16 protein-coding genes are annotated in these 20885 nt (G+C 40.1%); 8 read left to right on the top strand and 8 right to left on the bottom strand.

The features are described from left to right. Window positions 1-10 precede the first annotated feature (10 nt). From B3317_RS10720 to B3317_RS10705, 4 genes are all read right to left on the bottom strand, one after another. Window positions 11-3070, bottom strand: coding sequence for an efflux RND transporter permease subunit (locus B3317_RS10720; RefSeq protein ID WP_291111331.1), 3060 nt, complete (start codon window positions 3068-3070; stop codon window positions 11-13). A 97-nt stretch (window positions 3071-3167) separates the two neighbouring features. After that, window positions 3168-4271 carry an efflux RND transporter periplasmic adaptor subunit gene (locus tag B3317_RS10715; protein ID WP_291111329.1) on the bottom strand — a complete coding sequence of 368 codons (1104 nt, stop codon included), beginning with the start codon at window positions 4269-4271 and terminating at the stop codon, window positions 3168-3170. A 286-nt stretch (window positions 4272-4557) separates the two neighbouring features. Further along, window positions 4558-5418, bottom strand: a complete 861-nt coding sequence (locus B3317_RS10710) for a DUF6599 family protein (protein ID WP_291111327.1) — start codon at window positions 5416-5418, stop codon at window positions 4558-4560. A gap of 16 nt (window positions 5419-5434) precedes the next feature. Further along, complete coding sequence (locus B3317_RS10705; RefSeq protein WP_291111325.1) at window positions 5435-6622, bottom strand: aldo/keto reductase; 1188 nt, start codon at window positions 6620-6622, stop codon at window positions 5435-5437. A 288-nt stretch (window positions 6623-6910) separates the two neighbouring features. Here B3317_RS10705 and B3317_RS10700 point away from each other — a divergent pair, with 288 nt between their 5' ends. Beyond that, a complete protein-coding gene (locus B3317_RS10700; RefSeq protein ID WP_291111323.1) occupies window positions 6911-8119 on the top strand; it encodes a hexokinase family protein in 1209 nt (402 codons plus the stop codon). A gap of 60 nt (window positions 8120-8179) precedes the next feature. Here the strand turns inward: B3317_RS10700 and nadD are convergent, their stop codons facing one another. Both nadD and B3317_RS10690 read right to left on the bottom strand, forming a co-directional pair. Beyond that, a complete protein-coding gene (gene nadD, locus B3317_RS10695) occupies window positions 8180-8779 on the bottom strand; it encodes a nicotinate (nicotinamide) nucleotide adenylyltransferase (protein ID WP_291111321.1) in 600 nt (199 codons plus the stop codon). 77 nt (window positions 8780-8856) lie between these two features. Beyond that, a complete protein-coding gene (locus B3317_RS10690) occupies window positions 8857-9018 on the bottom strand; it encodes a hypothetical protein (RefSeq protein ID WP_291111319.1) in 162 nt (53 codons plus the stop codon). 225 nt (window positions 9019-9243) lie between these two features. Between B3317_RS10690 and B3317_RS10685 the strand changes: the two genes are divergently transcribed. From B3317_RS10685 to B3317_RS10665, 5 genes are all read left to right on the top strand, one after another. Next, window positions 9244-10860 carry an ABC-F family ATP-binding cassette domain-containing protein gene (locus tag B3317_RS10685; RefSeq protein ID WP_291111317.1) on the top strand — a complete coding sequence of 539 codons (1617 nt, stop codon included), beginning with the start codon at window positions 9244-9246 and terminating at the stop codon, window positions 10858-10860. A gap of 72 nt (window positions 10861-10932) precedes the next feature. Further along, the gene (locus tag B3317_RS10680; protein WP_291111315.1) at window positions 10933-11415 is read left to right on the top strand and encodes a hypothetical protein; all 483 of its coding nucleotides are present in this window, start codon (window positions 10933-10935) and stop codon (window positions 11413-11415) included. 559 nt (window positions 11416-11974) lie between these two features. After that, window positions 11975-12793, top strand: a complete 819-nt coding sequence (gene panB, locus B3317_RS10675) for a 3-methyl-2-oxobutanoate hydroxymethyltransferase (protein ID WP_291111313.1) — start codon at window positions 11975-11977, stop codon at window positions 12791-12793. 417 nt (window positions 12794-13210) lie between these two features. Continuing rightward, window positions 13211-15313, top strand: coding sequence for a DNA topoisomerase 3 (locus tag B3317_RS10670; protein ID WP_291111311.1), 2103 nt, complete (start codon window positions 13211-13213; stop codon window positions 15311-15313). Beyond that, window positions 15310-16047 carry a hypothetical protein gene (locus B3317_RS10665; protein ID WP_291111309.1) on the top strand — a complete coding sequence of 246 codons (738 nt, stop codon included), beginning with the start codon at window positions 15310-15312 and terminating at the stop codon, window positions 16045-16047. The genes B3317_RS10670 and B3317_RS10665 overlap by 4 nt, the downstream gene beginning before the upstream one ends. 125 nt (window positions 16048-16172) lie before the next feature. Here B3317_RS10665 and B3317_RS10660 read toward each other — a convergent pair whose 3' ends face one another. Beyond that, window positions 16173-16706, bottom strand: a complete 534-nt coding sequence (locus B3317_RS10660; RefSeq protein ID WP_006799307.1) for an RNA polymerase sigma factor — start codon at window positions 16704-16706, stop codon at window positions 16173-16175. Window positions 16707-17065: 359 nt separating this feature from the next. On the opposite strand from B3317_RS10660, the gene htpG reads away from it, so the two are divergent. Further along, window positions 17066-18955, top strand: coding sequence for a molecular chaperone HtpG (htpG, locus tag B3317_RS10655; RefSeq protein ID WP_291111305.1), 1890 nt, complete (start codon window positions 17066-17068; stop codon window positions 18953-18955). A 101-nt stretch (window positions 18956-19056) separates the two neighbouring features. Here htpG and B3317_RS10650 read toward each other — a convergent pair whose 3' ends face one another. Beyond that, window positions 19057-19557: an OmpH family outer membrane protein gene (locus tag B3317_RS10650; protein ID WP_291111303.1), complete on the bottom strand. Its 501-nt coding sequence runs from the start codon at window positions 19555-19557 to the stop codon at window positions 19057-19059. A 319-nt stretch (window positions 19558-19876) separates the two neighbouring features. Here B3317_RS10650 and B3317_RS10645 point away from each other — a divergent pair, with 319 nt between their 5' ends. Continuing rightward, window positions 19877-20722 carry a hypothetical protein gene (locus B3317_RS10645; RefSeq protein ID WP_291111301.1) on the top strand — a complete coding sequence of 282 codons (846 nt, stop codon included), beginning with the start codon at window positions 19877-19879 and terminating at the stop codon, window positions 20720-20722. The last annotated feature ends 163 nt before the right edge of the window (window positions 20723-20885 follow it).

Raw genomic sequence — 20885 nt, 5'->3', positions numbered from 1 at the left:
ATATAATACATTAACCATTAAGAGCAATCTTTGCGTCTTCTTTTTCTTTCTTCTTTCCCCTGTCTGTCGAAATATACAAATACATGGCAGGCACAATAAATATGGTTAGCAACGTAGATACCAACATCCCGCCGATAACAGCCACTCCCATCGCCATACGCCCGTTTGCACCTTCAGCACTTGCAAATACAAGAGGCAACAGCCCCAGCACAGTACAAAAACTAGTCATAAGGATCGGACGGAGACGCTGCACAGATGCTCCCTGTATAGCTTCCAGTTTGCTCATACCGGCTTCCTGCCGCTGGTTAGCAAACTCAACGATAAGAATACCATTTTTGGCTACCAGACCAATAAGCATGATGATCCCGATCTGGCTGAAAATATTCATCGATATGTCTTTTATATACATAAACAGCAGCGCCCCGGCAATAGCCAGCGGAACTGTAAGCATGATAACAAACGGGTCCTTAAAACTTTCGAACTGCGCCGCCAGAATAAGGAATATTAGCAATATAGCCAATACAAATGCAAACATCAGACTGGATGAGCTTTCCCTGAAATCTTTCGAGTCTCCGGCCAATGCTGTACGGAAAGTATCATCGAGTGTTTCTTTGGCTATGCGGTCCATTTCGTTGAGTCCGGCACCTATAGTCACACCCGGAGAGAGTCCGGCGGATATTGTGGCCGAGTTGAATCGATTGTAACGATAAAGCTGCGGAGGAGCCACGCTTTCTTCCAATTTTACCAGATTGCCCAACTGAATCATACTGCCCGTAAGGTTTTTGAGGTATATCGATTTCAAATCAACCGGTGTATTCCGTTGCTGGCGGTTTATCTCGCCGAGTATCTGGTATTGTTTTCCATTCATATAGAAATAGCCCATACGCTGCCCGCTGAGCGCATACTGGAGTGTTTGCCCGATATCTCTCGTGCTGACACCCAATACGGCAGCTTTATTACGGTCGATGATTATCCGCGTTTCGGGTTTCGTGAATTTGAGGTTTACATCGGCCATTTGGAATAAAGGACTTTCCTGCACCTTCTGCATAAATACAGGGATAAATTCTTCCAGTTTGGCAATATTAGGCGCCTGCAGCACATATTGTATAGGCATACTGGAACGCCGGCCTCCGAATGTAGATTGCTGCTGAACAAAGGTACGGGCACCCGTTTCCTTCCTTACAGCTTTGGAGAGTTCGTCAGCTATTTCCATCTGGCTCCTGTCCCTGTCTTTGATACCGGACAGGTTGAGGTTCACGTTACCCCCTCCGGTCCATACACGCATCGTATTTATAAGTCTTTCGGGTGCTACGGAATCGGCTATAGTAGCTATTTTTTCCGTATAGTTTCTCATATATTCATAAGTAGAGCCTTCCGGCCCGCTGGTTCTGATTGTTATTTGTGAACGGTCTTCCAAAGGAGCCATTTCGGAAGGGATGACCTTCATCAGATATACAATTGACACCAATGTAATGATAATAATAGGCCATATGATAACTTTGATGCTCAGAAACTTATGCAGGGCATTATGGTATCCGTTCATCAACCCGTTGAAAAACGGTTCGGTCTTCCGATAAAACCAATTAGGCTTGTCCTCTTTCTTCAACAATTTGGTAGAGAGCATCGGGGTAAATGTCAGGGCTACGAATGCTGAAATCAGCACGGCCCCAGCAATTACGAAGCTAAATTCACGGAAAAGCCGCCCTGTCATTCCTTCAAGGAATACGATAGGAAAAAACACGGCTACAACACTAATAGTCGTAGATATCACAGCAAAGAATATTTCCTTCGAGCCTTCTATCCCGGCCTCTTTAGGGGACATTCCTTCTTCTATTTTCAGATATATGTTCTCCGTGACCACAATAGCATCGTCAACCACCAGCCCCACGGCAAGCACTACGGCAAGCATGGATAGTACATTGATGGAAAATCCGGCTATATACATAACGAAAAATGCACCTACCAGCGATACGGGTATCACCACGCATGGTACAAGGGTCACACGCCAGTCGCGCAGAAAGAGGAAGATAATGATAACCACAAGGGCAAAAGCGATATATACGGTTTCTTCCACTTCGGCTATCGACGCGCGTATAAATTTAGTATTATCAAAAGCCACATCGATAAATACATCTTCAGGCAAGTCTTTTTTCAGTTGTTCGAGACGTACCATTGCTTCGTCAGATATTTCTATCTGATTTGCACCCGGTTGAGGTATGATGACGGTGCTCACAGCCGGTACCCCATTGCGGCGCATGAGGCTGCGCTGATCTTCCGTTCCCAGTTCGGCAGTACCCACATCCTTGAAGCGCACCACATTAAAATTATCTTCCTTGATAATCATGTTATTAAACTCTTCCGGTGTCTGCATCAAACCCAGTGTACGGATAGTAAGCTCCAGGGCATCGCCCTCTATACTTCCCGAAGGTAATTCCACGTTTTCGCGGTCTACGGCATTTTTTACATCCATAGGAGTAATACCATACGCAGCCATCTTTACAGGATCGAGCCAAAGACGCATCGAATAACGGTTTTGCCCCCATATTTCCACGGCACTCACATTTGGTATTGTCTGCAAACGTTCTTTTACTGTAAGTTCAGCGATTTCACTGAGTTCCAGTAATGAACGTTTTTCACTCTGGATACTGATCTGAATAATCGGGTTCGCATCGGCATCTGCTTTCGATACGGTAGGCGGATCACAATCGCGGGGCAGATAACGCTGTGCACGTGATACTTTGTCACGCACATCGTTAGCCGCCGTTTCCAAATCCACCGTAAGTTCAAATTCTACTGTAATACGACACGAGCCCTGACTACTGCTACTGGTCAGCGACCTGATACCCGGAATACCGTTTATATTCTGTTCCAGCGGTTCAGTTATCTGATTCTCTATAATTTCGGCATTCGCTCCGGGATAGGTAACGTTAACCGAGATAATGGGATTGTCTATATTAGGATATTCACGTACGCCCAGATATGTGTACCCAATCATCCCCAAGAGGAAGATGACCAGTACAAATACTGTTGCCAGTACGGGGCGTTTGATACTTATTTCGGATATTGTCATATTTTAAATTCAATTAGCAAATTAGCAGATTATTTATATGTTCCTGTATCTGTTGCTTTGCACCATTTATATATCTGCTAATTCTCAAATTTGCCGATTAATTATTGTCCACAAAATTATCTATTGTCACAGGTAATCCGTCACGCAACTGCATCACCCCCGTAACAAGTAAAGTATCGCCTACATTCAAGCCATTGAGTATCTGCACCGAAGCGGCTGTACGCATTCCTTTTTTCAATGTCACCTGATGGGCTTTTCCGCCTTTGTACACATATGCTATATCACGCCCCATTTCCGCAATAGTTGACAAACTGGGCACAACAATAGTATTCTTTATTTCCTGTAATCTTATTTCTACGTTTGTAGATAAGCCGGGTTTGAGACGCCCTCCGACATTGGGATATAAGGCACGGGCTTTTAGCGTCAGCGTAACTCTGTCGAGATTCGACTCCACTGCGTACACGGTAGCCCCGTATGTACTCAGATCGTTGTCGAATGTAAAAGTAATAGGGGTTCCGGCTTTTATATTGTTTACATAGGCTTCACCCACTGAAAACTCGACTTTCAGTGGTGATATTTTAGTCAGGCGCGTCACAATCGTCGAAGGAGAGGCGTATGTACCTTCACTGACCAGACGTAAACCAACAATACCATCGAATGGAGCACGCAGTTCGGTTTGCGCAATTCGCGATTCGGTAAGTTCGATATCAGCCATCAGCTTATCCAGTTCCGTATTTACAGACTCATATGCTTCCTGACTCACTGCATCTTTAGCCAGCAGGGCTTTTTGACGGAATACACGGTCTTGTGCCAAAGGAATCTGCGCTTTCAGTTTTTTTAGTTCAGCCTGTAATGGCTTGTCGTTTACTTTAGCCAGCAATTGCCCTTTCCGGACATTAGAGCCTTCGTTAAAATGTATTTCCGTGATTTTCCCGGAAGTTTCAAACGACAGATCTACCTCCTCGTCGGGTATCAGCAGCCCTTTTTCCCGAATCGTTTCCGTCAGGTTATCGGGCTTCAGTATCATCGCGTTTACATTCAAAGTATTTCGTACCCTGTTGCCCCCCGGACTATTGTCTTGTATAGTAGCGGTTATTTTTTCTTCAGGCGATACGATTTCCTTTATTTTAGAATAAAATGCCATTCCGGCAATAAGCAGCACAATGATAATGATAAGTGCTATTTTCGTTTTTTTATTCATAGTAAGTATTCAATTTCATCTGTCGTTTTTTCACAATGACATAATCAAAATGAATTTTGCTTATGCCCATTGCTTAATAAAAACACTCTTTATTTCGGACCTCTAAATTCTGCTCTTGGAAAATGTGACAGCAAGTAATTGAAAAGGTTTAATTACAAAATGCAATTTTAGTTTTTATTCACATTGGTAAACAGAATTTACATAAAAGGTTTTATCTGAAAATATAAAAGCTCAATGAAGTTTTTCATTAAGCCTTTATTCTGTGACTGTTAACTGTATTTCATATTTAAAGTGCTCCGGCTACCTTTTCCAGAATACTATCGGTTCCAACTATCTTATCTCCGTTTTCGGAAAATATACCTATTATATACCGTCCTTTCCAGATAGCAGGTATGTCTCCATTATAACGGTCCTTTATTATTAGATTTCCTTCTGCAAAGTCTAAAGGTTGTTTTGTAAAGGTGAAATATTTATTCAAAATATCTTTTGCTCCATCTACCGACTTAGCATCGACAACAAAAACCTGAAACGTTTTGTTATCTATCTTGTATTTAGCTGTATAAACCATATTGAGAAAAGTATGGCCTATATAATTGGCTGTAACATATGCCTCTGTATACGGGATCATATCTTCTTTAGGGAAAGCATTTACAACAGGGGGATAATCTGCTGTTGCATCAATACTTCCGGCCAAATGTGTTGCTATCGCTCTCATCGTTTCCGAAACGTTTTCCTGTGCACTGCTCCACATTTTTACATATATATTGCCTGCAAAAAAGAAAATACCGGAGTCATCCCCCTGCGCCTCTCCCCCGATAGGGAAAAATGTCAGTTCAGACGAACGTTCCGAAGCATACATACCGAAAGCATCTTCAGGACTTGCATGACGGTATGCCTGTATGGAGATATAGTCATCCCCCCTGGTGTATTCCATCTGTGTCATTTCCCTGAAATTGTTCTCTATATATAAAGGTGCCGCACCGTTTATACGGTCGAACAGGTTTTCGGGACTGAAAACTTCAACTTTATCCGAAATTGTCCAACCATCGATTGCAGGAAGCCACGATTTCAACTCGGCAGGTGTCTGAGCCGAAAGGGAATATAGCGCACAGTAAAAGAGGATAATAGTATACTTAAATATTTTCATATATTGTCTAATATAATTAGGTTAAGAATTCGTTGGGCACACGCATCACAGGAGTAATCGCCGCTATCTTTTGCGCTACATTGAAACCCGATGGGCAGTCTACAGCACATGAGTTACAACCTGAGCATATATTTTCCGCCAGATTTAACTCTGTAAGCGTCTCTTTCGATAGTTGTGAATATTTATATCCGTAGGTGTACATATACGCACGCATAATATCGGGAATAGGAAGATGCTCGGAGCATTGCGCCACACATTTATTACACTGCTGGCAAAACATCATTTCCTTATCGCATAGGGCCGCCAGATATTCCTGTTCGCCCGATGTCAGTTGCGGACTTTGCGCTGCGGCCAGACATTCGTCGAATTCATCATAATTGGAAAATCCCGGGATTGCCGTCGTAATATGTTCATTCTGCCATGCCCATTTCAAACATGCCTGCGCGTTTATTTTTTTCTTTCCCCTGGCGTCTTCCACACCTCCGGTCATCGTCTTCATGGCTACAATGCCGATACCCGCTTCGGCGGCACGTTTGACAGCGTCTTGTGTTTCTTTCAGATTATTCAACTTAAAATTATAACTGATGAGTAACACATCATATATTCCCGCCTTTATGGCTGCATCTATTAATTCCGGTTTATGTGCGTGAGTAGAAAAACCTATAAAACGCGCTTTGCCGTCTTCTTTTATTTTACTGAGAGCTGCAATTATCCTTTCGTCCAAAACTTCTTCTACATTGCTGTAAGCATGAGCATAAAAGATATCAACATATTCCATTTTGAGGCGCTTGAGGCTCAATTCTATCTTAGCATAAAGGTCTTGTTCAAAATCGTCTTTCAAAGGATAATCGAATTTAACTTTTGTCCCCAGAAAATAGCTTTCGCGCGGTTTCCCTTCGAAGAAATTGCCAAGCATTTCTTCGTTCCGTCCGTTCTGATAACCGTGCGCGGTGTCGAAATGGAAAATGCCCGAATTATAAGCAGCTCTCACTACATTCGGATTGTCGGCACGCATGACACCCATACTCAGAATCGGTAGTTTAATGCCTGTACGGCCTAATGTGCGCACGGGTATCTCGTCCATTTTAACCTGTGAGGTTTTACTTAATGTAGACGCTGTGGTTCCGGGAACAATCAGGGCACCTGCACCCACCGTTGCCGAAAGCCGGAGGAAATCTCTTCTGTTAACACCTTTCTTTTCCATGTTGGTAGTCGAATATTTTAAGGTTTTAAATATATGTGCCGGAATGTGTATCTTGTGATTAATAGGTCTTCACAAATATAGCAATATTTTTTAAATCAATACATTACGATATAAAAAATATAGCAATAGATTTCTTTTTTACATAAAAAAACAGTAAGTTCGGTGTTAAATCGTAATAAAAATAGTTATTCATTTGCCAATATGTTTATATAAATGATCAATATTCAAGATAGATTTATACTTTTGTAGAACGATTTAATCCGCCTATTTTAACGATAAATATACCCTATGAAGAAAAACATCTTTAAACTGAAAACAAAGCAATTGAAAGAAATTGCCCAATCGCTCCAAACCAAAGTAGAAAACGGCTTAGGAAAAGACAATACCGAAATACAATGTATTCCTACTTATATCAATCCCAAAACATCGGGAATAGAAGGTTCGGCGCTGGTACTCGACTTAGGAGGAACCAATTATCGTGTTGCCACAATTGATTTTATTGACGGAAAGGCATCTATACATCCCGAGAACGGATGGAAAAAAGACTTGTCCGTAATGAAAACACCGGGCTTCACAGAAGCTGATCTGTTCAAAGAGCAAGCTGATCCAATCGGCGAAATAAAAATGGAAGGAAAGATGCCAATCGGTTATTGCTTCTCTTATCCGGCAGAATCGATGCTCAATGGAGATGCTTCCCTTATCCGTTGGACAAAGGGGGTGGATATCAAAGAGATGTTGGGCAAACCTGTAGGTCAGCCACTTCGTGATTATCTGAACAAAGAGAACGGAGATAAGTTTACCGAAGTAAAAGTCATAAACGATACTGTAGCCAGTCTTTTTGCAGGACTTACCGATAGCAGCTACGATGCTTATATCGGATTGATAGTAGGTACAGGAACAAATATGGCTACATTTATCCGTCCTGATAAAATCAAAAAACTGAATCCCGATTATAAAGGTGAAGGACTGATTCCTGTAAATCTGGAATCGGGTAACTTCTATCCGCCGCATCTAACTGTTATAGATGATAAAGTGGATGCCTGTTCGGACAGTAAAGGAGCACAACGGTTCGAAAAAGCCGTTTCGGGCATGTATCTGGGTGAAATCCTGAAATCGGTTTTTCCTTGTGATGAATTTGAAGAAAGATTTGATGCTCAGAAACTGACCAACATCATGAATTACCCTGATATCCATAAGAAAAGATATGTAGATGTATCCCGCTGGATATATAAACGTTCGGCTCAACTGGTAGCTGCATCGCTTGCCGGATTGGTGATGGTACTTGTATCACATGACAAATCGATAAAGAAAATCCATCTGGTAGCTGAAGGAAGCCTTTTCTGGAGTGAAGACCGTAAAGGAAAGAACTACAAAGACCTGGTATCGGAAGAACTTCGTAAGCTGTTGATCGAATTTAATCTTAGCGATGTACATGTTCATATCAGCAAGATGAAGAATGCCAACCTTATAGGATCGGCCATAGCAGCATTGTCCTGATTGGATTATAAAGATACAGATATATTACAGGATGCTGATATGATGTCAGCATCCTGTTCTTTATTTATTATAAATCTTATTCTCAATTAAATATTCATATTCTCCAACTGGCAGAAAACTGCGGATATCTTTATTTTCCTTTATTGCATTTCTTATAAAGGTAGAAGATATTTCAATCAGCGGAGCATTTACTTTTCGTACATTTTCGGGTAGATTGTCACCAGCTTTACTATCTTTTCTTGGATAAATCAATATAGGCACTTCTTTTCTTATCTGCTCACTCCGATACCAATAATGAAAGTTCGACCAATTATCTTCACCTAATAATAAAACAAATTCACGTTCGGGATGCAGCTCTTTCAGCGCAATTATTGTATTTATCGTATAATAGGGCGGGGACAGACGAAACTCTATATCACAAGGCCGTATGCGTTGATCCCGGAGACAAAAACGCATTAAGATATCCAATCGTATTGCAGCATCTGCCATCTCGGTATTCTTATCAGAGGGGCAACGGGGAGTGACTATCAGCCATACTTCATCCAGATTCCCGAAAGCATACATATAATTGGCTATCATAACATGCCCCATATGTAAAGGATTGAATGATCCGCACATAATACCTGTCTGTATTTTTTTAGCTGTTTCTTTTTTATGCATGAATGTAGATATTGATACAAATGCAACAGAAACAAATATATGAATCTTATAATGAAAAAGAAAGAGTCAGATCGGTTTTATGCATCATCTTCTTCAAATTCAAAATCATCGGAACATAGTTCTTCCAGAGCTATAGCCAGTTTTACATACGGACTGTCTGTATTTTCGGAAGGCTTCGTTTTCAGTTTTTTCTTTTTGTCTGCTTTATTGTCGTCCTTTTTGTCTTTATAACCACTCATCTTCGTATCGTTTCAAATGTTAAATCACCTATTTATTTAGACGGATGAAACAGAAAAATATTTTAAGTATTCTGTTTTTATTTTTATGAATAATGTAAATTCTCTAATAATATATAATGATTTTGCAGCAATGATAAATATTTCTCCTGCTATATCTGTCTGTCACTAATTGTTTGTTTCTTTTTCCTACCTTTGCAGCTCTAAAAAATAAAAAGGTAAATTTAGATGTTAATTGTAGACAGTTTAAAGGTAGAATTAGGCGACAGAGTATTATTTGATAATATCAGCTATATAATAAACGATAAAGATAAAATTGCTTTAGTCGGTAAAAACGGAGCAGGAAAAAGTACGATGCTCAAAATACTGGCCGGAGTGAATACTCATTATAAAGGCTCGGTAACAGGACCTGACGGTGTAACAGTAGGATATTTACCTCAGGTTATGAAAATTACCGACGAGCGTACGGTAAGAGAAGAAGCCTCTTTGGCATTCTCCCATATTTTCGATTTGCAGGCCGACATAGAAGATATGAACAGGCAATTGGAAACCCGTACCGACTACGAATCAGATGATTATGCCAAACTGATAGACGACTTTACCCATGCACATGAACGTCTGGCAATGGTAGAGGGTATCAGTTTCGAAGGGGAAGTGGAAAAGGCATTGCTCGGACTTGGCTTTAAGCGTACCGACCTGGACCGTATGACAAGTGAATTCAGTGGCGGATGGCGTATGCGTATCGAACTGGCCAAACTTCTATTACGGAATCCTGATGTAATGCTTCTTGATGAGCCTACCAACCATCTTGATATAGAGTCTATCGGGTGGCTCGAAGAGTTTATCAATACTCAGGCCAAAGCTGTAGTACTCATTTCTCACGACAGGGCATTTATTGATGCTGTTACCACGCGTACGATAGAACTTACTATGGGACGTATTTACGACTATAAAGTCAATTATTCTAAATATGTGGAACTCCGTCAGGAACGCCGCCTGCAACAAATACATGCATGGGAAGCCCAACAAAAGCAAATTGCCGAAATAGAAGAATTTATCGAACGCTTCCGTGCACAGGCAGCCAAAGCAGTATTGGTGCAAAGCCGTATCCGCCAATTGGAAAAAATGGAGCGGGTAGAAATAGACGAAGAAGATAAGTCACAGATACGCATCCGTTTTCAGCCGGCTACCCGTTCGGGAAACTATCCGCTGACAGTGGATATGGTAACAAAGAAATATGATGATTATCTGGTATTCGAAAATGCCAACCTGATGATAGAACGAGGCGAAAAGATAGCTCTGGCAGGAAAGAACGGAGAAGGTAAATCGACATTTGTAAAATGCGTAATGGGCGAAACGCCATATGGAGGCAATATTATGCTGGGACACAATGTGGAAGTCGGATACTTTGCTCAGAACCAAGCTGACCTATTGGATGAAGACCTCACCGTTTTTGAAACTATCGACAGGGTTGCCGAGGGGGATATCCGCACACAGATACGCAATATATTAGGCGCGTTTATGTTCAACAGAGACGACTCCGAGAAAAAAGTCAAAGTACTTTCGGGAGGAGAACGCACAAGATTGGCTATGATAAAATTATTACTTGAACCCGTCAACCTCCTTATTCTCGATGAGCCAACCAACCATCTCGACCTGAAGACAAAAGAGGTTTTGAAAAATGCATTGTCAGATTATGACGGTACAGTTATATTAGTTTCCCATGACCGTGATTTTCTTGACGGCCTCGTGACCAAAGTATTTGAATTTTCTGATAAAAAAGTAAGAGAGCATATCGGAGGCATAAAAGATTTTCTGGCGAAGAAAAAGGCTTTAACATCTTAACTCGTTGTTTTTCCGGCTATTTTATTTATTTTTACCGAAAGTCATAAAAAAACTACTATAGCTTAACCCGGTATGAAAAAAATCTTATTTTCTTTTTTGGCTGTATTACTTGTTCTGACCTCTTGTGGTCCTGACCCGGTGAAATTTAATAATACGATAACCAAAGCAAATGCCACAATCACAGAAATAAGCGTTTCTTACGACAGTGATCTGAGCAACGCTGTCAGCAATGGAAACTTCGCAGCTATTGCAGCCAAGACCGACAGCGCTCTGGCTAAAATAGACACAGAGATAACAATTGTGAAAGCTTTGGATATACCCAAAGGCGGTGACAAATTTAAAGAAGCCGCGTTGAAAACATACGAAAGCCTTAGAGGAGTTGTAGAAGCCGGAAAGGGTTTTGCTACCTTGACTCAGGAATCCGCAATAGAAGATGTTACTAAGTTGCAGGAAACATATCAGGCCAAAGTGGATGAGTATTCAAAATCATTCCAGGATTTAGCTACGGCTCAGATGGAATATGCTGCTGAAGCAGGTTATCAGGTAAAGAAATAAGGTTCTGTAATATTTAGTCAATACAAGATACAAGCCAATAAGTTATACGAATCAGTAGTTGAATTAATCAGTTCTATTGTTTTCTACTACGCGCAATCAGAGATTGCTTGTGTCCCTTTTGGGCAATGCCAAAAGAATGGACAAGCCCGGAAGGGCGCGGCAGATATGAGCGAATGTTTCAGGCATAACTGAGGATAGTTATTATGTGTAAAAGAATCCAATAATTTTATACTATAATAATCCCCGCTGGCGCGGACTTCCAGTCGTGTCTTGTTGACAAGGCAAAATGTTTGCTACGAAACATACAGACGGGACGTCTGCGCGAGCAGGCGGGACGAGGCTACAAGACAAAAGCTCTTCAGGCTTTAACCAAAAGATCTCTTTGGAGATGGGAGACGTTTCTCTAAAAGTCTGATATTTCAGGACAAAAGCACGAAATCAGGTTTTAGTAAACAATGAACTTTCCCGCTTACACCATTGGCAAGGCTTTTTTTAAGTTCATTCTTATATTTATTTTATAACTTTGCCCTGATTTTTATTAATTAAAATAACAAAAGACATGTCTACATACACAGAGGATAACCGCAAGGTTACAACACGCCGCCTGATAGAAATGAAACAGCGTGGTGAAAAGATCTCAATGCTTACAGCCTACGATTACTCTATGGCATCTATTCTGGACCAGGCCGGACTGGATGTTATTCTCGTCGGCGACTCAGCATCCAATGTTATGGTGGGTAACATTACCACTTTACCTATGACCCTCGATCAGATGATATACCATGGACGTTCGGTGATGAATGGCGCAAAACGTGCTTTGGTAATCGTAGATATGCCTTTCGGTACAGTATCGGGTAATCCGCTCAAATCGCTGGAATACGCTATCCGTATGATGAAAGAGACAGGGGCAGATGCCTTGAAAATCGAAGGAGGTGAAGAAGTGATACCCGACATAAAGAAGATTATAGACGCAGGCATCCCCGTAATGGGGCATCTGGGCCTGATGCCGCAGTCTATCAATAAATACGGCACATACAATGTCCGTGCTAAAGATAGTGCAGAAGCAGACAAGCTGATAAAAGATGCACTCCTGCTTCAGGAAGTAGGTTGTTTTGGTATGGTATTGGAGAAGATACCTGCTGAATTAACAAAGACTGTAAGCTCGCAACTAACAATACCAACTATCGGTATTGGCGCCGGTCCGCATGCGGATGGACAGGTGCTTGTCGTACACGATATGCTCGGTATCAATAAAAATTTCTCACCCAAATTCTTACGCCGTTATGCCGACCTGCATACAGTAATGACTGAGGCCGTGCAGGGATATATCAAGGATGTGAAGTCTACCGATTTCCCGAATGATAACGAAAGTTATTAAACTTTATCTATATATTAGCGGTAGCCTTTAGCTATTAGCTGATACTTCTTGCAAGTATTGAGTTATAGTAATAAGAGAAACTGACAAATAAAAATATAGTAAAAAAGTGTCAAGTTTGTCAAGTTTTAACAAGTAATGAATTTCAAGTAATGGATAGTAAGTTGAAAGTTATATGAGATACGAGTTATTAACTGATGACTGCTAACTGTAAAAACTGTTACTTTTGTTACTTTTTAACTATATACAGTTAAAAAATGTAAATAAAATTATGGATTATAAGTTATGAATAAAATGTGCGTGAGAATACTCCTGACAGCTAACTGACGAGATGCTTCGCTCCACTCAGCATGACAAGGGATATTTAATCGATTCATTTGCTAATATACTAATCTTCAAATTTGCTAATTAATAATTTATATGAAAGTCTGCATAGCCGAAAAACCAAGCGTAGCACGTGAAATAGCCGGAATACTGGGGGCAAATGCCCGTAGGGATGGATATTTTGAGGGCAACGGCTATCAGGTGACATGGACGTTCGGGCATTTCTGCACGCTCAAAGAACCGCACGAATATGCCCCCCAATGGAAACAATGGTCTCTGGATTTGTTACCGATGATTCCTCCCCGTTTTGGCATCAGGCTTATCGAGAACGAAGGAGTGAAAAAGCAGTTCGCAGTAATAGAAAAACTAATGTCTGAAGCGGATGAAGTAATTAACTGCGGTGATGCCGGGCAAGAAGGAGAACTTATCCAGCGATGGGTGATGCAGAAAGCGCAGAATAAAGCTCCGGTAAAGCGTTTGTGGATATCTTCACTGACAGAAGACTCTATCCGCGAAGGGTTCAATAATCTAAAAGATCAGAACGCATTCGATAAACTTTATGAAGCCGGATTGTCCCGGGCTATCGGCGACTGGTTGCTGGGTATGAATGCAACACGGCTATATACGGTAAAATACGGACAAAATCGTTCCGTATTATCTATAGGAAGGGTACAAACTCCTACCCTCGCACTGATTGTAAACCGTCAGCTTGAAATAGAAAACTTCAAACCCGAACCGTATTGGGAACTGAAAACTGTTTACAGGGAAACAATATTTTCGGCGACAAAAGGACGTTTTACTTCGAAAGAAGAAGGGGAAAAGTTCCTTGAAGAAATAAAGCTGTCTGAATTTGAAGTAACGGACGTTACCACAAAGAATGGAGAAGAACTGGCCCCCCGCCTGTTCGACCTCACAGCTTTGCAGGTGGAATGCAATAAGAAATTCGCCTTTTCGGCCGAAGATACATTGAAAACCATACAATCGCTGTACGAAAAGAAACTAACCACCTATCCCCGCGTAGATACTACTTACCTGAGCGACGATATGTATCCGAAAGTACCCGCTATATTGAGAGGCTTAGCAGGGTATGAAGGGTTGGTTAATCCTGTATTGTCATTGCCGAAAATACCAAAGTCGAAAAAAGTATTCGATAACAGTAAAGTGACCGACCACCATGCCATTATCCCCACAGGAGTAAGGGCAAACGCTATATCGGCCGAGGAGCGCAAAGTGTACGATCTTATCACCCGCCGGTTTATTGCGGCATTTTACCCGAATTGTAAGATTTCAACCACTACTGTATTGGGCGAAGCTGCCAAAGTGGAATTTAAAGTAACAGGCAAGCAAATACTCGAACCCGGATGGCGTGTGGTATTCGAAAGACCTGCCAATAGTCCGAATAACCCGAATCAGGAAGAAGAGGAAACAGACAAGGAAGATGATAATATACTTCCTCCGTTCGTAAAAGGGGAAAAAGGCCCGCATGAGCCTGCACTGAACGAAAAGTGGACACAGCCGCCTAAGTATTATACCGAAGCAACCCTGCTGCGGGCGATGGAAACCGCGGGTAAGCTGGTAGAAGATGATGAACTGCGTGATACCCTGAAAGAGAACGGCATCGGACGTCCGTCGACACGTGCCGCTATAATAGAAACATTATTCAAACGCAACTATATCCGTAAGGAACGGAAAAACCTCTATGCTACACAAACAGGGGTGGAACTGATAGGCACGATTAAAGAAGAGTTATTGAAATCGGCTGAACTTACCGGACTATGGGAAAAGAAACTCCGCCAGATAGAGAAGAGTGAATACGACCCGCGCCAGTTTATTGAAGAACTGAAACAGATGCTTACCGAGATAGTAACCAATGTAAAAAGTGACTGGGGCAGCCGGATAACAATAGAAGCGGCAGTGAAAGAAGACGCGGAGAAGCCGAAACAAAAAGCACCAAAAGAGAAAAAGTCTGCTTCGGAACGAAAACCGAGAGCCAAAAAGGAGAAAGCGGAGAAAGCCGCCCAAACAGAAGCCGTACAACAGCCTCTTCTTTGTCCTCTATGTAAAAAAGGGACGATATTGAGAGGAAAAACGGCCTATGGCTGTTCGGAATGGAAAGCAGGATGTACATTCAGGCTAGCATTCAATGAAGCGGGAGAAAACCTGACTGACGAGGAACTAAAAAAAATCTTATATAAATGAAAAAGGTCTTGTGTGTATTTTTGATGAGTATAGCGCTGTCTGTGCATGCACAGACCAATTGCAGTGCTGACGAATGGATAAAGGATTTTATATTGGAAGCGGAAACCGTTTCTCCGGAACCGGATTTTCTTGACGATCTTGATTTTTCTCCCTTGTTGCTCGATAGTCAGACGTGTTATCTCGGATATATCGGGAATGACTTTCAACGCTTGCATATCTATTTCACAGAGATAGAGCGTGCCTCGGCAAATACTTACCGAGTGAAAGGCAATTCGAAAGTAAAAACCAATACTTGCGATTTCGAAGGCACAATAAGAATCACAGGCATCAGGGAATACAAAAATATAGACGAGGATACAGACGAGGAAGCGGAAGCGGCACCCGTTAGCCAAGGTTATATTATGGCCGATTTTTCTTTTAGCGAAAATAAGGAGCAAAAATACAGTGGTATATTTTCGGGTAAACTGGTTACATACTGGTATATAGATGAAGACGGAAATCTTTTGTACGACGATCTGATGTCCGATGCCGACGGCTATTGCAACAACCAGTTTCTTGGTACATGGACAAGTTATAATCCCGCGACAAAATCATCGAAACGTTGTGCATGGGGACATTACAGAATCCCGTGTTCAGATGATCTGGATATCGGCGCTGCTGAATTTTCGGTTGATCCCAGATACGTTAAGAACGGATGGGAAACGGTCTTGGAATATGATTATTGCGCAGAATAGAGTAAATAATCTTTCGACATATTTTCGATTATATAGAGTTTGTCCAGCCCTCTGAAATGGGAAGCTAAAATATAAAAAAAGCCTGCAAATATTTTGCAGGCTGTATAATCAAAGTAGGAATAATATTATTCTCTGTCCTGGAATTTATAGTCAGCTAATAATTCCTGAAGGCGTTTTCTGGCGAAGAAAATACGGCTCTTTACAGTACCTATGGGCAGGCTTAACTGTTGAGCTATTTCTTCGTATTTAAATCCTGTAACATGCATTGAGAAAGGAACTTTATATTCATCTGAAAAGCTGTTTATTACTCTGGATATTTCAGATACAGTGTACGCACCTTCCGGTGTATCGAATCCGGAATCCTGAGGCATATTCAGATGGTATAAATTCTCTGTTTGATCGATCATTGTCTGGCTGCGAACCACACGGCGATAGTTGTTTACAAATATATTATGCATAATAGTAAACACCCAGCCTTTGAAATTAACATTTTCGTAATACTTCTCCCTGTTATCCAAAGCTCTCAGAGTTGTTTCCTGCAACAGATCTTTAGCTTCTTCTCTATTTGATGTAAGGGTTAGCGCAAAATTCATCATATTGTTTTGTAAGTCTATCAACTTATCTTCAAAACCTTTATTATTCTTATCTAGTGTTGCCATCGTATATAAGTATTAAGTTGGCGAAATATAGTTTAATTTATTTTATAGTTGCAGCAGGTATTTCATATTTTCCTGTTGTTAAAACAAAGGTAAATACTTTTTCTCATTTTAGTTAAATATTAGTTTATTTGTTAAATAAAAATGTTAATTGTTGATTTTTTTATTTTTAATTCTTTGATAACCAGAAATCTAAAAAATAATCTAAGAGAATATATGTATTATAAATAATTTCTATTAACTAAAAATGTATATAAATAATACTTTTAGGCCTCCGACAAAATGTCACAACGAATATATTTGGCACTTATTTTGTCTCCCTATACTACAAAAACAAATATACGAATTAAAATATTAATAACATGCAACAAAATGGTAAAATTGGGGTTACAACTGAGAATATCTTCCCAATTATAAAGAAATTTTTATATAGCGATCATGAAATTTTTCTTCGTGAACTAGTTTCTAATGCGGTAGATGCCTCCCAAAAGTTAAAAACATATGCTTCTTTGGGAGAATTCAAAGGTGAACTGGGAAACCTTTCAGTAAAAATTAAAATAGATAAGGATAACGGGACACTTACAATATCCGACAACGGTATTGGTATGACAAATGAAGAGATAGATAAGTATATAAATCAGATTGCATTCTCTTCGGCAAATGAATTCCTTGATAAATATAAGAAAGATGCCAATTCCATAATCGGTCATTTTGGCCTTGGATTCTATTCATCTTTCATGGTATCTAAGAAAGTGGAGATTATCACCAAATCATTCAAAGAAGGTGCAGAAGCTGTTAAATGGAGCTGTGACGGTTCTCCGGAATATACTATAGAAGCGGCAGAAAAGGCCGAACGGGGTACAGACATAATATTATATATAGATGACGAAAACAAGAATTTTCTTGAACAGGGAGAGGTTGATAAATTACTCAAAAAATACTGTCGCTTCCTGCCTGTACCGATTGTATTCGGAAAAAAAACCGAATGGAAAGACGGAAAATCAGTCGAAACAGAAGAAGACAATGTAATAAATGATACCAATCCGCTTTGGACACGCAAACCTGCAGATCTGAAAGACGAGGATTATAAGAAATTCTATCAGGAACTTTATCCATTTTCTGACGAACCGATGTTCTGGATACACCTGAATGTAGACTACCCGTTCAAACTGACAGGTGTGCTTTATTTCCCGCAAATAAAGAGCAATGTGGATATGAACCGCAACAAGATTCAACTTTATAGCAATCAGGTATTCGTTACCGATTCAGTAGAAGGTATTGTTCCGGAGTTTCTCACATTGATGCACGGGGTTCTCGACTCTCCGGATATTCCGCTCAACGTTTCACGTTCTTATCTGCAAAGTGACCAGAATGTGAAGAAAATATCGAATCATATTACAAAAAAAGTAGCCGACCGTCTGGAAGAAATATTCAAGAACGACCGTTCCCGGTTTGAAGAAAAATGGGATAGTCTGAAAATATTCATAGAATATGGCATGCTCACTGACGATAAATTCTATGAACGGGCACAGAAAATCTGCCTGTTAAAAAATACGGATGCGAAAGCATTTACATTCGAAGAATATAAGACATTGATCTCATCTAACCAAACAGATAAAGACGGTAACCTTATATATTTATATGCAAGTAATAAAGACGAACAATATTCTTATATCAATACGGCTAAAGACAAAGGCTACGATGTAATTCTCTTCGACGGGCAACTCGATGTACATATGGCCGGGATGCTGGAACAAAAATTCGAAAAAAGTAAATTTGTCAGGGTAGATGCCGATACTATCGACAACCTTATCCAAAAAGAAGACAGCAAAGAAGTAAATCTGACCGACAAGCAAAAAGAAGAGTTGAATGAAGCCTTCACATCCCAGCTTCCAAAGATAGAGAAAACTGAATTTATCGTGGATTATAAAGCTTTGGATGAAAAGGCTCAGCCGATACAGATAACTCAAAACGAATTTATGCGCCGGATGAAAGAAATGTCGGCTATGCAAACCGGAATGGGATTTTATGGAGAGATGCCTAACAGCTACAATCTGGTACTGAATATAGAACATCCGCTTATCAAAAAAATCATGGGTGACATTGATGGCAAAGACAAGGAAGCTGTAGGCTTATATGCTACCGAGAGCACAAATATCCGTCAACTGATAGACCTCGCACTCTTGTCAAACGGTATGCTCAAAGGTGAAGCATTGAATAACTTTGTGAAAAGAAATATGGATAATATCTGATAAGGCAGATATTATATAAATATAAGAAAGGCTTCGGATGAAATATACGAAGCCTTTCTTCTGTTTGTAAATAAATAATTAATCGTTCGATACGAACAACTTCAATTTGTGATTCCCAATTTGGCTTTCACCTGCCCGTTGGCGTCTTTAGCATCTGCACCGACATGAAGCAAAGTGCTCGAATTGAGGATATAGGTATAACCATTCTCTTCTCCAACATCCTTTATTGCTTTCATCAATTTTTGTTGCAATGGAGCCAGAAGGGTTTGCTGTTCTTTTTCCAATTCCTGTTGGCTATTGTTTGAAAACACACGATATCTCTCCTGAAAATCCATCATTTGTTTTTGTCTGTCTTCAGCAATTGCCTGAGTTATACTATCGGTAGGTGTTTTTCCATACCTTTCGAGCATCTGATTGTATTCGGTTTGCATAGCGGTCAGGCTCTTTTTTACCGCCTCGTTCTTTGTTGATAGTTTTGTCTCCACATCTTTTAATTCCGGCATTTTGGAGAAAACTTCGTCAACATTGACATATGCAAGTTTATTTTGAGCAAAAAAAGTCAGCGGTAAAAGCAGGAATAGTGTAAACAATAAAGGTTTCATAGTGGATGTTTTAAGTAAATAATTAATATATCTTTTCGCAAATGTAAGATACTTTTCTAAATTAACTTATCAATTTGAATCCAATAAATCTAAGTTTACACATTATTAATAATAGTGTTTATTTGTGTGATAATTTAGGACAATTCCGACTTATTTATTAAAAATCATTATTTTAAAAGGATGGTCAACACTCTATTATTTTTTTCACATACATCGTTCCTATTTTATAAGTTGAAGGGATATAAAATAGTTAGGGACAGAAAGAGTTAAACCGCATATCTATTTTTTATATCTTTGCAGAAAATAAATTAACGGACTTGTGATCTTAATCGCAGAAAGTGGCTCTACAAAAACCGAATGGTGTTTGGTAGACAGGGAAGGCATAGCAGCCCATTTCCTGTCGGATGGTATTAATCCCTTTTTTCAGTCACGGAAAGAGATTAGCCGCCTAATTCGAATACAGCTTCCACAAATATTTTTCAGAGCAAAGTTTAATACCATTTATTTTTATGGCGCGGGTTGCTCTTCCCCCGAAAAAAAGGGTATAGTAAAAGCTTCGTTTGAGGCGCAATTCAGAACTCCTGCCGTGATAGAAAGTGACCTTTTGGGATCGGCAAGGGCATTATTTCAGGATAAGGCCGGAATAGCCTGTATATTAGGAACAGGATCTAACTCATGTTTCTATGACGGGACTGACATAATAAAAAATATCAAATCGCTTGGATATATTCTCGGCGACGAAGGTAGCGGCGCTTCGATGGGAAAAACATTCGTTGCCGATTGTCTGAAAGGCCTTGCTCCTGCAATGCTAGCGGAATTATTCTACGAAAAATATAAGATCACCCCCGACGAGATAATAGACTATGTATATACAAAACCCTTCCCAAACAAACTGCTATCCGTCATGTCTTACTTTTTACACGATCATATGGATAACCCTTATGTGGAAAATCTGGTATATCGCAACTTACGCTCCTTCTTCGAACGAAATATCCTGCAATACGATTACACCCAGTATCCAGTCAGGCTGGTAGGCACTATTGCCAATATGTACGCCGGCATCATCAGAGAGATAGCCGACGAACTGAATATTCACATAGATATAATAATAGAGAATCCCATCAAAGGCTTGATTGAATATCATAAGAGTGATAAATATTTGTGAAAATATGTATCTAACATATAATAAATATTAATTGAATTATAATTTAACACCTCTCATCATCTTATTTGAGATATAGAATATAAATTTGTGATAAGTGATTCACGACCTTAAAAGAATGCTGAAAAAGGATTTATTAATCTATACGCACAACAACCTGTTTATC

Origin of the sequence: Dysgonomonas sp. UBA7710 (genome assembly GCF_002482385.1) — a bacterium.
GTDB lineage: Bacteria > Bacteroidota > Bacteroidia > Bacteroidales > Dysgonomonadaceae > Dysgonomonas.
This window is presented reverse-complemented; position numbering and strand designations above follow the sequence as displayed.